We start from the raw sequence: 16,165 nt of genomic DNA, 5'->3' as shown, positions 1-16,165 counted from the left end.
GATTTCTATCAATACATTATAAGGAGGACTTTTCATGAGTGTACATATTGAAGCAAAACAAGGCGAAATCGCTGAATCTATTCTATTACCTGGTGATCCATTACGCGCAAAATATATCGCTGAAACATTTCTAGAGGACGTTACTTGCTATAATAACGTGCGTGGTATGTTAGGTTTCACTGGAACTTATAAAGGAAAACGTGTATCTGTTCAAGGTACAGGTATGGGTGTTCCTTCTATTTCTATTTATGTAAACGAACTAATCCAAAGCTACGGAGTTAAAAATTTAATTCGTGTTGGGACTTGCGGTGCAATTCAAAAGGACGTAAAAGTACGTGACGTTATTATTGCAATGACAGCTTGTACTGATTCGAATATGAACCGTTTAACATTCCCAGGTTTTGATTTTGCACCAGCTGCAAACTTTGACCTTTTAAAGAAAGCTTACGATGCAGGAACTGAAAAAGGATTACACGTTCGTGTTGGTAACGTTTTAACAGCAGATGTTTTTTATCGTGAAAGCATGGACATGGTTAAAAAACTTGCAGATTACGGTGTATTAGCAGTAGAGATGGAAACAACTGCTCTTTACACATTAGCAGCGAAATATGGTGTAAATGCATTATCTGTATTAACAGTAAGCGATCACATCTTCACTGGTGAAGAAACAACATCTGAAGAACGTCAAACTACATTTAACGAGATGATTGAAATCGCTTTAGATGCAGCAATTCAACAATAATACATTAAAGAACTCGTCATACGTCTGTCGAGTTCTTTTTATGTGACTTTTTATAAAAAACTACTTTAGAAAGAGACAGATTTCTCCCTCTACTTTCTTGTCACGTTTGTTATAATAAAGTGAAATCATTTACAGTATTTCTCATAAGAGGTGAAGCAGTGAAAAACAGAAGTATCGTCTTTAAACTATTTTTATTAACATCAACATTATTTACAATCATATTCCTCCTCTTTTTCCTAGGACAGTCTCTATTTTTAGAGAAATTTTATATTAATAAAAAAGTAAAAACCGTTCAAACTGCCTTTGAAAAATTCGTAGATAATTACGAAAAAAGCGGCAAAAGTTATGAGGAAATTAGAAAACTAAAACAAGAATTTCATGATAAAACAAATGCTGAAATGCAATTTTTAGATTCTAATGGCATTATTAAAAGTGACACCAATTACTACATTGATGTAATTGGTCCTAACGATACAACGTATTCCATTCCACTCAACAATATTTTAACACCTGAAGAATATAATAAATTTGAAAATTTAGGTTTAAAAAAAGATGGAATAATATCCGTCTTTGGGTTCTTACACGGTAATATAATTACACCAATTTCATTAAAAACAAATTATAATCAGTGGAGCAATGGAAATATTACTTCCGATATGCAATTAATTGGTGAAAATCCATCTAAAAACAGACTTACAAACCGATATAAACAACAAGGATTTACTACGGTGGACTTTGAGGGTGTAATATCTAAATTACAGCTTCCTTCCAAGGCTGAGGTCCGTCTTGCAAATGATTTTGAAACATTACAAGCTGTTCAATCCTTTGCAAACACTATTAGACAAGGGATTTTCAATTCAAATCAACTAATCATATATCCCATAGATGCTGGCGAAAACTTAAAAAATCGTATCTTTGTAAAACCTATTATTGAAAACGGAAAAATTACAGAGTACGCCTTTGCGATAGTATCTTTGCAACCTGTTAATGAAGCGATGCTCGTTTTAAAAGATTATTATGTCTATGCCTTAATCATTGTGTTTCTCGTGATTATTTTATTATCCTTCTACTATTCAAAAATTATTGTGAAACCATTAATTAAGATTAATCGCGTTACAAAGAAAATGGCTAATTTTGATTTTAGCGAGAAACTACCTGTTACAGCAGACGATGAAATTGGCGGACTTTCCGGCAGTATCAATACATTATCTGTAAACTTAAAAGACAGAATTGATCGATTAAATGTTGCCAATACAAAATTACAACAAGATATTGAACGTGAACGTCAATTAGAGAAGACGAGGAAAGAATTCATTTCTGGTGTATCCCACGAATTAAAAACACCACTTAGTGTAATTAGAAGTTTCGCAGAAGGGATTCAAGATGGTGTTAGTAAAGATACAACGTATTATACAGATGTTATTTTAGAAGAAACAGAAAATATGAACAGACTTATTGTTGAAATGTTAGAATTAGCAAAACTAGAATCGGGTACGTACAAACTAGAAATGACAACATTCTCAATCGGTGAATTAATTCAGCAAATCCATACAAAGTTATTATTTAGTATGGAGGAAAAGCAGTTACAAGTGGACGTCGATGCAGACACTTCTATATTTGTTAAAGCGAATCGTAGTCGTATTGAGCAAGTAGTTGTGAACTTACTTAGCAATGCAATTCGCTATACGCCCGATGGAGAAAGAATAAAAGTCTCTGTTATAGAAACCGAAGATACAGTAAAAGTCGAAATCGAGAATACAGGAAATCCTATCCCAGAAGAAAGTCTTGAAAAAATTTGGGATCGCTTCTATCGTTTAGATGCATCACGTAGTCGTCATACTGGTGGTACCGGTCTCGGGTTATCTATTGTAAAAAACATTTTAGATCTCCATCATGCCAAGTACGGTGTATATAATACGAATAATAGCGTTGTATTCTATTTTAATTTACCAAATGTAAAAGAAGTCAAATAATTTGTCTTAATTTCACTAGGAGTTCACATGAAATTCACACTCTCCCTTTATAGTAAGAAACAAGTTAATCCTTTCCTTTACACATATAAAAGAGGAGAGTGCGTGAAATGAAACAAGCAGGACAACCTATTCAAAGTGAAAAACAATTAGAAACTATCAAAAATATACTTTTACAATCTTCGAAACGTGATGGCTTATTATTCGTATTAGCCGTAAATTCTGGCTTAAAAGTAAGCGAAATCTTACAATTAAAAGTTAGCGATGTCATCGATGAAAACGAAAATGTTCGCCATTCCATTTTATTTTACAATGAAAAAGTAAAGAAACATAAATGGTTTGCTGTAAATGAAGACTTACAGCACGCAATCGAAGACTACATGAAAGAACGTAAAACTTGGAAACGCAATGAGCCATTATTAAAGTCTCAAAAAGGAACAAAATCTATTACGAGACAACATGCATGGTACATTTTAAACAAAGCTGCAAAAGAAGTTGGATTAGAAGGGATTAGCTCACATACACTTCGAAAAACTTGGGGCTATTGTGCATACAAATCAGGTGTTGACATTGCATTTTTACAACACTTCTTTGATCATAGTACTCCATCAAAAACTTTAAAGTATATCGGTATCGCTTAATACCTCTTATACATAAAAAAGGTTACCATTTAAAAAATGGTAACCTTTTTTATGTTTCATATTCTCTTTTCTTTTCTTGTCTCTCTTATATTGTAGTGGTACTCTAATAATAAGGGGGAGAAATTATGAACACACTTACAATTGAATTACCGCAAGAAACGGCTGAAAAACTCGATTTATTAAAACAAGCTTATGAAAAGAAAACAGGTGCTAGCATTTCTGAGAGCACTCTCGTTCAAACACTTATCTCAAAAGAATTTATCCAAGCGATAACTCCTTTTGATTTACAACAATTTATTAACGGAAAAGAACAGCATTAATGCTGTTCTTTTTTTATTGCTATTTAAAATACAAAAAAATTTTACTTATTTTCCGAAAAACCATTGACAATGATAATGATAACCATTATCATTTATTACGAAGCCAACAATTGATGAATCAACCAAACGCTCAGTAACATTGTTACCCCTCTTTTTCATATAGAAAGGCACTGTACATTCCCCCTGTTTGTACAGTGCCTTTCTTGTTTTATCATCGTTCAAATAAATTTAATTGCTCAGGCTTTGGCTCACCATATGTAATGTTCATCATTTTCATAAGTTGTTTCGCATTATCCGCTGCATCCCCGCCCGAATTATTATTAAATAATACGTATATGTCCTTTGTCTTCTTTTTTAGTTGCTCTAGTCGTTCTACCCATTCTTCCAATTCTTTATTGTTGTAGCGATATAAACAGCGAACCGCCCTCCAATTTTCCCCTTTATCCAGCCAGCCATGAACGTTTCGACCATGAAAGCGGATTAATGTTATATCCGAATCCGTCGCCTCTAATACGAGTGGAACCGAACCAATTCCCGCTTGCGGTTCATCACAAATTGTATGAATCCATTTTTCTTTCTCTAAAAATTGTAGCGTTTTATCTCTCATTTCTGGATAAAACCATGTTTGATTTCGAAACTCTATCGCACACGGTAAACCTTCCATTTTCTCTTTCGTATATCGAAGGAAATCTACATTTTTCTTTTTGCAATCAAACCATGGTGGATATTGAAATAAAATTATTTTTAATTTATTCGCTTCTATTAAAGGAAGAATCGATTGTTTATACACATCAAACATCTCATCAAACGTAGAAAAAGGAGTTTCTCCTTTCATATGCCCTGTCATTCCTTGATACGCTTTTACGACAAAAGAAAAGTCTGTCGGTGTTTCCATCGCCCATTTCGTATAATTTCGTGCCGGTTGCATCGCATAAAATGAACTATCCACTTCGACAATAGGAAAATGTTCACTGTATGTTCGTAATTTATTTTTATTTTCATAGGGATCTATATATAAAGAATCATGATCTCCCCACCCTGTCACTCCAATGAAAAACAATCATATTCCTCCCTTTCAGTTTTCATCTTATATTCATTCTACTGATTTCCCAATCATCTTGGACAATCAAATTCATTAAGTAACTCTTTCTTTAAGAGTATCCGTATAAAAATATGATATACTAAATGGAAGAATTTTTAAATTGAGGGGTTATTTATTTATGCTTCCAACCGATGATATTTTATCTCATGAAAAACGAATAGAAGAACTAGAAAATAAAGTACGTTTTTATGAAGAACTTGTGAATCAATTGCCGCATCATTTCACATATAAAAATCCACATATTGGTTTGCAAATAAAGAAAACAAGAACAAATCATTCCATTCAAAACATACGAAAAGAGAATAAAGAAGCTGATTTTCAACTTACTTGCGATTCATTATTTTTATTTGAACAACTTGAAAAACACTTTGTTCATATTTTTGATGCTTTTTCACATCATGTAACCTTTATTGATAATAAAGGGAATATTACATTATGTAATCAAGCTGCTGCAGATGATTTTGGTGTAATACGAAACGAAATAATTGGAAAGCCAATTCAACAATTACTTAACTTACCTGAAGAAAAAATTAAAGCTATTGAAACCTTAAAAACAGGAACCGAAATATATAATGAAGAGGTTTTAGACAAAAACTATGGCATTATTAATAATCGAATTATTCGCGATTATAATGGAGAGATTTTTAGAGTTATTAGCGTTTTTCATTATTTAAACACAGAACGTGATGCAGAGAAATTTTCATTAGCAGGACGAATTGCCGCCGGGATTGCACATGAAGTACGCAACCCACTTACAACAGTACGGGGATACTTACAGTTTTTACAAGAGAGTGTATCTCCATCCAATAAAGAATTATTTAAACACTTACTTATTCCTGAATTAGATCGTGCAAATAGTATTATTACACAATTTTTATCTATATCGAAAACACGCGAATTTAAAAGAGAACCGTTTCCCATTAATACATTTTTACGTGAATATATTCAACAGCTACTAGCAAGTGAGGTCTTTTTGCATAACATTTCAATTGATTATAATTTTTCTAATGAATTAGATGATATTTTAGTCCATATTGATCGCCATGAACTTGTTCAAGTGTTTTTAAACCTATTTCAAAACGCCGTTGATGCTCAAGGTGAAAAACCTCTTTCTATTCAAATCACTAGTTATCGCCTAGATAACTTCGTTCGGATTACTTTCACAGATAATGGAACTGGTATTCCTCCAGCTATTCAAGAATATATCTTTGATCCATTCTTCTCAACAAAAGATTCAGGAACAGGACTGGGCCTATCAGTAACAAAGAAAATTATTCAAAATCATAACGGTACATTAAAAATGACTAGTAATCAAGCCGGTACAACTTTCACTATTTCAATTCCAATTTTACCCAAAACAACCCTTGAAAGGTTGAATGAATACAAATGAGGTATTCCTCCACAAACCGCATGCCAATTGTTAGATACTCTCAACAATTGACATGCTTTTTTATGTTGAACTAATCTTCTTTAATTTCTATAAATCTTTCTCCATAACTTAATTGTTTTTGCTCGGTAGGCAAACTTCTTATTTTTTTAGAAATAGTAGTTTGTCCATCACGAATTTAGTATAAATCTCATCTTAATATATAGTAACGACTATTGATTCTATGAAAGAAAGGAATGAAAATATAAACAATATAAATAAAGGAAAAGTATTTTATGGTAATGATTGTTGCGAAGTCAGAGCCTGTAGTCATATTAACATCTCTAAGTCCGAACTTACAGAATTCGTTAGACTTCTTTAAGCACTTGGTCAAGCTATTCAAGCTGTCTTTCAAACCCCTTCTCAAAATAATATAGATAATCTAATCGATGCCCTAAATAATCTACAAAAGTTCCTCAATTGCTTAGATTTATCTCCGGCACAAAAACAAATCGGAAATTCTATTATCGCTAATCTATTAACTATTTTAAGAACAACACCTTTCTCATGCGGAGCATTGTACGTTGAGCTACAAAGCTTGCTAAGTTATTTAAAGTAGATTGTTGTACGATCGACAAATTAGTTAAACTCATAACAGAGATCCAAACTATTCCTAGTTCAATACGGATCAGATTGCCTTGGAGGAGGTGCTAGTAGGACTCAATGGGCTTACTGGTGCCCAAGGACCGGCGGGCTCTCAAGGGCCAGCAGGCTCTCAAGGTGCTACTGGTGCGACAGGTCCAGCGGGTACTCCAATTCCTGTACCTATCGCGTCCACCGGAAACTCCAACGATACTGCAGATACTTTAACAGTTTTAGAAACAGGCGTATATGATATTAATTTCTCAGCGTCTACAACTTTCCCAGGCTCTTCACCGTTTGGATTCGGTATTTCCTTCAATGGTCAACCACCTACTCGTAATTTTTCAACTAACGTTATCGGTAGTGCTGTTTCTTTCTCTACAATCGTTACTTTACAAGCTGGTACAACAATCGCTGTACAACCTACAGCAAATACTATTTCTATTCCTAACACAGGTGATACAACAGCAACACTATCTGTTTTCCGAATTTACTAATTTTCACTAAAGAAGCGTATTTATAATAATATGCATCATTTGACTGTAAATTAAATTTCTCTTTTTATATAGAAAGGAGCACTTATTTGGGAGGATAAGTGCTCCTTCTTTACGTTTCTTTACCTCAAATTTACTCTATCTTAATCCTCATTTTGTATGATAAATAGTGAAGTCAAAGATATGAAAGAGGGATGAAAATGAGAGTTATGTCACTGATACGCATCTGGGTTACTCTTATGGTATGCATTATTTTATGTGTAGGATTTTTTTTAACTCTAAAATATTCCACTATATCAAAAGCAGAGAGAAAAACAGTTCCATACAAGCTTTTGTATACAAAACAAAGTAACATCCCTTATTCCAATGCAGCAAATAATGAAAAAAAGGTTATAAAAGGAATGCTTATTACGAAAGCTTCTAGTTACGAAACGCTACTTCAAATTGCTGAAACGATTAAAGATCAGTATATAAATAAAGAAATTGATGAAATCACGCTTTCTATCCATAATGAAAATAATGGTAGTTATGAAGAAGAATTACCTTACGAACCTATTAGTAAAGGCAAAATCATTATTACATATGATTCTCAATCCTCTGGCAGTACGAACATTATACTAAACGAGTAATATCATTTCCCAATTGGTATGGGCTAATCATTAGCGGTGAATAAACATCCCTTAATGATTGAAGTTTCACTTTATTTTTCATACGAAAAAGAGGCGGATTTCGTTATTCGCCTCTTTCTTCTTTTACCAAAGTGATGGAATCCACTCTTTCACTTTATCAAACCACTCTTGCTGCTCTTGTTTTCTTTGTTGTTCCTGTTCTTTCCTTCTCTTCTCTTCTTCTTTTCTTCGTTTTTCCTCTTCGATTGTTTGCAATTGTTTTTTGTAGTCAGCCTCTGGTATTAGCGATAACTGGAATGCTTTTTGAGCTGGATTTGCATTTGCTTTTTTCATGATATCCCGGAACATCGTCGTCGTAATTTGACTCCCTCCTGGAACATAATGCTCGCTATCTGTTTTATCATATCCTACCCAAATTGCACCTACTAAATCTGGCGTATATCCAACAAACCATGAATCCTTTGCACCATTGCTTGGACCATTTACAATTTGAGTAGTACCTGTCTTACCCGCTGTATCAACATTATTAACTTTCGCTTTTTCACCTGTTCCCTTTTCGACAACACCTTTTAATAAATATGTCATCTTTTGAGCAATTTTTTCACTCGTCACCCGCGTCTCTTTCTTATACCATTTCCCAATCGTTTCACCTTCAGCGTTTTGAATTTCTCTAATTGCATGAGCCTCCACTTGAACACCATCATTGGCAAATGTACTATATGCTTGGGCCATTACAAATGGAGATGTACCTACATGCATTCCGCCTAAAGCAATCGGATACGTACGATCTTCTGGCACTATTGGAATACCAAATCTCTCTAAAGATTTCAATCCTTTATCTAATCCTATTTGTTCTAACAGCCAAACTGCTGAAACATTATACGACTTTGCCACCGCTTCATACATTGTCACATTACCATGGAAGGTAAGATCACTATTTTTCGGTTCGTATTCTTTAATGCTAAATGGTTCATCTTTTAATATATCGTATACTTCATACCCTTGTTCTAACGCTGGTACATATACAGCAAGAGGCTTTAACGTTGAACCTGGTTGCCTTTTTAATTGAGTAGCATGGTTAAATTGTAAAAACTGATACGGCCCTCTGCCTCCAACTAAAGCTGGAACACCACCAGTTTTTGGATTCACAAGGACCACTCCTGTTTGCATGAGCTGATCTGAACCACTATCTTTAAAATAGTTATCATTATTCACAACATCTTCTACAGCCTGTTGTTTTTTCGAATCAAGCTCTGTATAAATACGATAACCACCTGCTAAAATCTCATTTTGTGTTAATTCGTACTTGTCCATTGCTTCTCTAACAATATAGTCTACATATTGAGAATATTTACCTTTGTATTTATCATCAACACCACGTTTTAATACAAGACCGGACTCTTTTTCTTTATTGTACTGTTCTTCAGAAATATACCCTTGCTCTTTCATTAAACTTAATACGACATTACGTCGTTCAATTGATTTATTAAAGTTTTTATAAGGCGAATACGCAGACGGCGCTTTAATCAAGCCCGCAATCGTTGCAGCTTCTGAAATTGATAAATCTTTTACATCTTTATCAAAATAAGATTTAGCTGCTCTTTTTATACCCCAAGCCCCTTCACCAAAATAAATTTGATTCATATACATTTCAATAATTTCATCTTTTGTATAAGTACGTTCTATTTTTTTAGTTAGAAAATATTCTTTTATTTTACGTGAGAACGTGCGGTCTTGTGTCAAAAATACATTTTTCGCAAGTTGTTGTGTAATTGTACTTCCCCCTGCTACAACTTCTCCTGCTGTAATATTTTTAAAAACCGCACTTATAATTCCACTATAGTAAATACCATGATGGTTAAAAAACTCCTTATCTTCTACTGCAACAATTGCCTGAACCATAATGTTAGGAATATCTTTCCTTTTTACGCCTTCTGTTTTGGAAGAAGCCAATTTAGTCGCAACTTCATTGTTTGCATCGTAAATTAAAGTCGGTTGCGGAACAGCTTGTTTTAATTCAGATATGTCTTGAATGGAAATTATTATATTTATAGCAATAAATAGAGTGACGAGTAAACTGCCCAATACAATTAATGAATTGCGTAGTTTCTTCCTCTTATTGAACCACTCAAGCGTTTTTTTAAAGTGAGTGTTCTTCAATTTCATTCGTTCACTTCCTTCGTTTGTTTACACTCTTCTTTTCAAAAGGAAGAATATACCTCCTTTTAAATTTATTATAATAACGTAGTCCTTCCTATAGTGTAAAGCTTTTCTTTCACATTCATACTTTTTGCAAGAAAAGGACATTCTACAAGTAAGATATTCAATATCGATTATTAATATTATTAATACAACAATGAGAGTTATGTTAAGTTTTTGTAAACTTTTCGATAAAATGTTTTAAAAAACGACAGTTTTTTGTTAGAATTGACTAGCCAATATATTTTACATATATTACTTTTGTGGGGGTAACTAATAATGGTCTTTAAATCAAAAAAAGATAAATTTTCTGAAATGTTAATGAATGTTTCTGAAAATTTAAAAGAAGGCGCGCAATTTTTCGTGGAGTATAAAATTAAAAATGCTAGCGATTTAAAAGAGTTTTCTATGCGCATGAAAGAATATGAGTCAAAAGGTGACTCATTTATTCACGAAATCATTATGGAGCTAAACAAAGCGTTTATTACTCCTATTGAACGTGAGGACATCCTACAACTTGCAATGAGTATGGATGATGTATTAGACGGATTAGATCACAGTGCTGGTCTGTTCGAAATGTATTCTATTACAGAAGCTGATGAATACATGATTAAATTCGTAGAAGCAATTAATCAATGTGCAATTGAAATTGCAAACTCTGTTGAACTACTGTCTAAAAAGAAGTTGGTCGACATTCGTACGAACGCGATTAAGATTAAGGATTACGAATCACAATGCGATGATATTCGTCGTCATGCGATTAAACACTTATTCTCTCGTGAAAAAGATCCGATTAAGATTATTCAATACAAAGAGATTTACGAAGAGCTTGAAGAAGTAGCTGATAGCTGCCAAAGCGTTGCAAACGTATTAGAAACAATTATTATGAAGAACGCGTAAGGAGTTTGATCATGGATACACTCTTGATACTGACCGTTTTAGTAGTCATTTGCGCTTTAGCTTTTGACTTTATCAATGGATTTCACGATACAGCAAACGCTATTGCAACGGCTGTTTCAACGAAAGCTCTAAAGCCTAGACATGCAATTATTATGGCAGCTATTATGAACTTTTTAGGTGCAATGACATTTACAGGTGTAGCAAAAACGATTACAAAAGATATCGTTGACCCATTTGCTTTACAAAATGGTTCTCTTGTAATTTTAGCTGCTTTACTTGCGGCGATAGCTTGGAACTTAATTACTTGGTACTACGGTATCCCAAGTAGTTCTTCGCATGCAATTATTGGCTCAATCGCAGGTGCAGCTATTGCTGCTGCTGGTATTAGTTCATTAAACCTTAAAGGATTCATTAAAATTCTTGAAGCTTTAATCATTTCACCGATTATCGCTTTTGTTATTGGTTATATCGTATACAGTATTTTTAAAGTGGTCTTTAAAAACTTTAACTTAACGAAAACGAATAAAAACTTCCGTATATTCCAGATTTTCACTGCAGCATTACAAGCTTATACACATGGTACAAATGATGCACAAAAAGCAATGGGAATCATTACGATGGCTCTTATGGCCAATAACTATCATACTTCTAGCGACATCCCGTTCTGGGTACAATTATCTTGTGCAATTGCAATGGGTCTTGGTACTTCTGTTGGTGGATGGAAAATTATTAAAACTGTCGGTGGACAAATTATGAAAATTCGTCCTGTAAATGGTGTAGCTGCTGATTTATCATCATCACTTGTTATTTTCGGTGCAACATTCATTCACTTGCCAGTTAGTACAACGCACGTTATCTCTTCTTCTATTTTAGGGGTTGGTGCTTCTCATCGTGTGAAAGGTGTAAAATGGGGAACTGCAAAACGCATGTTAATTACTTGGGTTATTACACTTCCTATTTCAGCTTCATTAGCTGCGTTATTTTACTACTTATTACACTTAATCTTTTAATCAAAAGTCGTCTTCCTTATTTTTCTAGGAAGACGACTTTTTTGTGAACAAGCCTATTTCTTATTAAAAAGCGTGTATAATGATTGATGGATAAGTTATATAGAGGAGTTGGCAATTTTGGAATACATCATGTTACTTTTCATCGGATTAATCGCTGGGACCGTTGGGAGCCTAGTAGGGCTTGGGGGCGGAATTATTATCGTTCCGTTATTAATTGGATTACACAGTTTATCACCACAACTCGCAGTAGGAACTTCTATGGTAACAGTCGTTTTTACAGGACTGGCTTCTACCCTTACGTATATGAAGCATAAACGGGTGGATTATAAAAGTGGACTTATTTTATTTATCGGGAGTGGCCCTGGTGGTATTATCGGATCATGGGCAAATAAATTTTTAAACCAAGATACATTTTCTTTATATTTTGGGATTTTCCTTATTTTCGTATCCATTCTTCTTATGCTACGAGACAAATTAAAACCTCTTTCCTTATCAAATATGTCTGTCATTAAGCGGTCTTTTACAGATAACAAAGGAAATACTGTACACTATCAATTCCCACCGTTTCTTGCTATCTTTATCGCCTTTATAGTTGGGTTTATATCTGGATTATTTGGAATTGGTGGCGGTGCCTTACTTGTTCCAGCGATGATGCTTCTTTTTGCATTCCCAGCACACATTGCTGTGGCAACTTCGATGTTTATCGTATTTTTATCAGCAATTGTAAGTTCTGCAACTCACATCTCTCTTGGAAATGTTAGCTGGACTTATGCATTAATTCTTATTCCTGGTGCATGGATTGGCGGAAAAATCGGGGCTTATATTAATACAAAATTAAGCGGTAATGCCGTAATTAATTTATTACGTATCACATTAATAATTCTTGGAACTAGATTAATCATTACTTCACTTTTATAACGCGTTCTTTCTAGAATGCGTTTTTTTATACACATGAATATAAAAAAGCTCCTAGGAGAACAAATAAAACTAAACAAACACTTAATAGCATAAAATTTGAAATATGTACCTTCTTCAAGTTGATCACTCCTATAGCTGCGACTGTTATCTTTATGATAGCGAAAAAACAGTTCGCATGCAGTTACAAAGTGCTAACAATGCAAAATCATTTATTACAAATTTTATCCTTTTATTTCATTTCCTTGTATAATCTATCGATTCAATAAAAAAAGATGTCATATTGACATCTTTTTAGTGAAGAAGTGACCATCCCATAAAGTCTTCATGTACTTGGCACGCCCTCTTATCGTTTCGATCATATAATTCAGCATAACTATCTGTTTCTTCATCATAGGCCATCGTATAAATAATTTGGCCGTCTATTTCAACGGATAGAACGACTCCACCTTTCATCTCTTCTACATGAATGATAGCATTCGCTGGTATTCTCACATCCGTCATCTTCATCGCATCTAACAATATACTAAACCCCCTACAGCGTATTCATTGCTAGTACTATTACACACTAAATAGTATACTACTGTAATAGCATACATTTCGTCAATGAAATTGCTGTTCAAATAGCATATTATCTTTATACATATACGCTAAAATAGAAGAAATAGAAATGTTTAAATGGGGGGCTAACATTGATTCTACACAAAGGAGATGTACTATTCCGTCAAGGCGAGGATGGTCCTTTATATTTTATAAAAACAGGTTTATTAAAAGTGGTTCGGCTAGAAGAAGACGGAACACCATTTCTATTCAACATTATCGTTCCAGGTGAAACGATACCTCACCATTCTTTAATTTCACCGAAGGAATATCACGGTACCGCTATTGCTTTAATAAAAACAGAAGTTGAACCGATTACTAGTAGCGAATGGTACGATAGACTTCAAGCAAACCCTAAATCATATGCCGACATCGCTATGCAATTACAATTGAAACTAAGAATGATGCAACAGCGGATTGACCAATTGTCAACTGTCTCTCCGAAAGAACGTCTTCATCGTTTACAAGAGTGGTTCACACTATATTTAGGTGACATTCCTATATATGAAATATTAACGCAAACTGAAATTGGTCAACTGATAGGTATACGCCGTGAAACAGTAAATCGGCTATTAAGAGAACAAATAAAAAACGAGGTAAAATAATACCTCGTTTTTTGCTTATTCAAGCTCACCCTATTGTAAGCTTGCTGCTGGACCAAAAAATTCATAATGAATATGCTCTTGTTTCACACCTAAATCAATTAGTGCAGTATTTATATGCTTCATAAATGGCACTGGACCACAGAAATAAAATTCTGCTTCAGTTGTCGGAATAATGGTTTGTAACCATTCACCCTCAATGAATCCTTCTTTATCAAAGTTTTTCATTTCCAAATCTTTTTCAGTCGGCGCAGAATAGCAAGTGTATGCTTTAACTTGTTCGTATTCATTGTCTACTGCCTTAACGTGTTCTTTCATCGCATGTGTAGTACTATTTATCGCTGCATGAACAAAATATACATTACGTTTTGAGTCTTGTTCAATTAACGTATTTAGCATACTCATCATCGGTGTAATACCTACTCCACCACTAATTAGTACAACTGGTAATGTTGAATTCATATTTAATACGAAATCTCCTGCTGGTGCACTTACTGGCAGAATATCTCCTTCCCCTACATGATCATGTAAGTAATTAGATACTTTACCACCTGGTGTATCTACACCTTCTTCTTTTTTTACACTAATACGATAATATTCTTTTCCAGGAGCATCAGATAAGCTATATTGACGATTATGTGTATATGTTTCACCTTTAATATTTATTTGAATTGTTACATATTGTCCTGGGATGAATGAAGAAACTTTCCCGCCATCTTCAGGTTTTAAATAAAATGATGTAATAACGTCACTTTCTTTCACTTTTTTAACAACTACAAAGTTTCGGAAATCTTTCCATCCACCTTCTTTATGTGCAGCCTCTTCATACATCTCTGCTTCAATGCTAATGAATGCATCAGCAATCACTCCATACGCTTCTCCCCATGCATTTAAAACTTCATCAGGTGCACCTGCGACCTCTTTAATCGCTCGTAGTAAACATGTACCCACAATCGGATAATGTTCCGCTTTAATACCTAAACTTCTATGCTTATGACCAATTTGTTTTACAACTGGAATAATTGCTTCTAAATTATCAATGTACATCGCAGCTGCATAAACAGCATTTGCTAACGCTTGTTGTTGTCTTCCCTTTTTCTGATTCGTGTGGTTGAAAATATTCAATAACTCCGGATGTTCCTCAAATAAAATTTGATAAAATCTCGTTGTAATTTCAACGCCTTTTTCTTGTAATAATGGTACTGTTGATTTTACGATTTCAATTGTTTTTGCACTTAACATTGTATCCCACTCCTCTATTTCCTTAACTGTTTTTAGTTTAACTGAATTGTATTATACACATTGTGATTTTAATCACTATTAACACGGTGTTTTTGTGAAAAATATATGAACATTGCACTTACAAAAAGAAAATAAGCCAACTAGAATGCTAGCTAGCTTATTATTTGGACTGTATTGCTTGTTCAATTCCCCTTATATATTTCCCATCTCCAAATTCTGTATACCCCCAGATATTCGTTTCACCTCTATATTTATTTACGATAATATCTAAGTCATGGTATACACGATGGGCATAAACTACATACTCAATATTTTGAAGCTCCACACCTTTTTTTACAATTTCATAACTTCTATTTACATCACGTTTGATCTTTTCATTTTTTATTTCTGTATGTATGTTTTTTAAAGATGATTCTTGTTCTTGAAACCATTTCTTTAAATGGTTCCAGTCCCCGTCTGTATAATTCTCTGCCTTACCATAATTTAAGAAATTATTATAACTTTCATGTGTCGTACGAATAAAATCAAGCACTTTTGTCTCTTCTTGTACCGCTTCTATTTGAGCTATTGTATTTACCCCAGCGGGCTTATTCGCATAATGTAATAGCACTTTCATAAGACTATAACTCGCAATGATCATCACGATTATAATGCTGAACACACTTAGCAATTTCCTCATATACAGAACTCCTTTTCTACTATGAATATTACAATAGAGTGTTTCACTTGTATCATTCGCTCGTAGAAATACAATTCCTGTTTAAATTCTTCCTATCATTTCGACCCTATTT

General features: G+C 33.8%; 16 protein-coding genes and 1 pseudogene. 11 read left to right on the top strand and 6 right to left on the bottom strand.

The window, feature by feature from the left end; all coding sequences use genetic code 11:
- The first annotated feature begins 34 nt into the window (after nucleotides 1–34).
- The 4 genes from deoD to ACS2MN_RS11330 all read left to right on the top strand — a co-directional run bounded on the left by deoD (nucleotide 35) and on the right by ACS2MN_RS11330 (nucleotide 3,673).
- Nucleotides 35–742 (top strand): purine-nucleoside phosphorylase, encoded by a 708-nt coding sequence (gene deoD / locus ACS2MN_RS11345; RefSeq protein WP_000110704.1) that lies wholly within the window; start codon nucleotides 35–37, stop codon nucleotides 740–742.
- Nucleotides 743–900: 158 nt separating this feature from the next.
- Nucleotides 901–2,715 carry a sensor histidine kinase gene (locus ACS2MN_RS11340; RefSeq protein ID WP_000797526.1) on the top strand — a complete coding sequence of 605 codons (1,815 nt, stop codon included), beginning with the start codon at nucleotides 901–903 and terminating at the stop codon, nucleotides 2,713–2,715.
- A 107-nt stretch (nucleotides 2,716–2,822) separates the two neighbouring features.
- Nucleotides 2,823–3,353 carry a tyrosine-type recombinase/integrase gene (locus ACS2MN_RS11335; protein WP_000806240.1) on the top strand — a complete coding sequence of 177 codons (531 nt, stop codon included), beginning with the start codon at nucleotides 2,823–2,825 and terminating at the stop codon, nucleotides 3,351–3,353.
- Between the two features lie 125 nt (nucleotides 3,354–3,478).
- Complete coding sequence (locus tag ACS2MN_RS11330; RefSeq protein WP_001094863.1) at nucleotides 3,479–3,673, top strand: DUF3924 domain-containing protein; 195 nt, start codon at nucleotides 3,479–3,481, stop codon at nucleotides 3,671–3,673.
- 45 nt (nucleotides 3,674–3,718) lie between these two features.
- Here ACS2MN_RS11330 and ACS2MN_RS11325 read toward each other — a convergent pair whose 3' ends face one another.
- Both ACS2MN_RS11325 and ACS2MN_RS11320 read right to left on the bottom strand, forming a co-directional pair.
- Complete coding sequence (locus ACS2MN_RS11325) at nucleotides 3,719–3,844, bottom strand: hypothetical protein (RefSeq protein ID WP_001117482.1); 126 nt, start codon at nucleotides 3,842–3,844, stop codon at nucleotides 3,719–3,721.
- A gap of 40 nt (nucleotides 3,845–3,884) precedes the next feature.
- Nucleotides 3,885–4,733: a DUF72 domain-containing protein gene (locus ACS2MN_RS11320; protein ID WP_000465099.1), complete on the bottom strand. Its 849-nt coding sequence runs from the start codon at nucleotides 4,731–4,733 to the stop codon at nucleotides 3,885–3,887.
- A 160-nt stretch (nucleotides 4,734–4,893) separates the two neighbouring features.
- On the opposite strand from ACS2MN_RS11320, the gene ACS2MN_RS11315 reads away from it, so the two are divergent.
- The 3 genes and pseudogenes from ACS2MN_RS11315 (at nucleotide 4,894) to ACS2MN_RS11305 (ending at nucleotide 7,906) form a co-directional block, all read left to right on the top strand.
- Entirely contained in the window at nucleotides 4,894–6,165 is a 1,272-nt protein-coding gene (locus ACS2MN_RS11315; RefSeq protein WP_000938018.1) for a PAS domain-containing sensor histidine kinase, read from the top strand.
- Nucleotides 6,166–6,385: 220 nt separating this feature from the next.
- Nucleotides 6,386–7,280 (top strand): annotated as a pseudogene (locus tag ACS2MN_RS11310) (Gly-Xaa-Xaa repeat protein).
- Nucleotides 7,281–7,477: 197 nt separating this feature from the next.
- Nucleotides 7,478–7,906 carry a hypothetical protein gene (locus tag ACS2MN_RS11305; RefSeq protein ID WP_001265583.1) on the top strand — a complete coding sequence of 143 codons (429 nt, stop codon included), beginning with the start codon at nucleotides 7,478–7,480 and terminating at the stop codon, nucleotides 7,904–7,906.
- Between the two features lie 123 nt (nucleotides 7,907–8,029).
- Here the strand turns inward: ACS2MN_RS11305 and ACS2MN_RS11300 are convergent, their stop codons facing one another.
- The gene (locus ACS2MN_RS11300) at nucleotides 8,030–10,072 is read right to left on the bottom strand and encodes a transglycosylase domain-containing protein (RefSeq protein WP_000769258.1); all 2,043 of its coding nucleotides are present in this window, start codon (nucleotides 10,070–10,072) and stop codon (nucleotides 8,030–8,032) included.
- Between the two features lie 312 nt (nucleotides 10,073–10,384).
- Here ACS2MN_RS11300 and ACS2MN_RS11295 point away from each other — a divergent pair, with 312 nt between their 5' ends.
- The 3 genes from ACS2MN_RS11295 (at nucleotide 10,385) to ACS2MN_RS11285 (ending at nucleotide 12,933) form a co-directional block, all read left to right on the top strand.
- On the top strand, nucleotides 10,385–11,005 hold the full coding sequence (locus tag ACS2MN_RS11295) for a DUF47 domain-containing protein (RefSeq protein ID WP_000231446.1): 621 nt from the start codon (nucleotides 10,385–10,387) through the stop codon (nucleotides 11,003–11,005).
- Nucleotides 11,006–11,016: 11 nt separating this feature from the next.
- The gene (locus tag ACS2MN_RS11290; RefSeq protein WP_000380277.1) at nucleotides 11,017–12,015 is read left to right on the top strand and encodes an inorganic phosphate transporter; all 999 of its coding nucleotides are present in this window, start codon (nucleotides 11,017–11,019) and stop codon (nucleotides 12,013–12,015) included.
- 117 nt (nucleotides 12,016–12,132) lie between these two features.
- Nucleotides 12,133–12,933, top strand: a complete 801-nt coding sequence (locus ACS2MN_RS11285; RefSeq protein ID WP_000455752.1) for a sulfite exporter TauE/SafE family protein — start codon at nucleotides 12,133–12,135, stop codon at nucleotides 12,931–12,933.
- Nucleotides 12,934–13,224: 291 nt separating this feature from the next.
- Here ACS2MN_RS11285 and ACS2MN_RS11280 read toward each other — a convergent pair whose 3' ends face one another.
- Nucleotides 13,225–13,452, bottom strand: coding sequence for a hypothetical protein (locus ACS2MN_RS11280; protein WP_000883006.1), 228 nt, complete (start codon nucleotides 13,450–13,452; stop codon nucleotides 13,225–13,227).
- A gap of 170 nt (nucleotides 13,453–13,622) precedes the next feature.
- Between ACS2MN_RS11280 and ACS2MN_RS11275 the strand changes: the two genes are divergently transcribed.
- The gene (locus ACS2MN_RS11275) at nucleotides 13,623–14,135 is read left to right on the top strand and encodes a Crp/Fnr family transcriptional regulator (protein ID WP_000600583.1); all 513 of its coding nucleotides are present in this window, start codon (nucleotides 13,623–13,625) and stop codon (nucleotides 14,133–14,135) included.
- A gap of 30 nt (nucleotides 14,136–14,165) precedes the next feature.
- Here ACS2MN_RS11275 and hmpA read toward each other — a convergent pair whose 3' ends face one another.
- Nucleotides 14,166–15,374, bottom strand: coding sequence for an NO-inducible flavohemoprotein (gene hmpA / locus ACS2MN_RS11270; RefSeq protein WP_000947326.1), 1,209 nt, complete (start codon nucleotides 15,372–15,374; stop codon nucleotides 14,166–14,168).
- A gap of 160 nt (nucleotides 15,375–15,534) precedes the next feature.
- Entirely contained in the window at nucleotides 15,535–16,053 is a 519-nt protein-coding gene (locus ACS2MN_RS11265) for a hypothetical protein (protein ID WP_001228786.1), read from the bottom strand.
- Between the last annotated feature and the right edge of the window lie 112 nt (nucleotides 16,054–16,165).

This window comes from Bacillus cereus group sp. BceL062, assembly GCF_051780025.1.
Lineage (GTDB): Bacteria > Bacillota > Bacilli > Bacillales > Bacillaceae_G > Bacillus_A > Bacillus_A toyonensis.
This window is presented reverse-complemented; position numbering and strand designations above follow the sequence as displayed.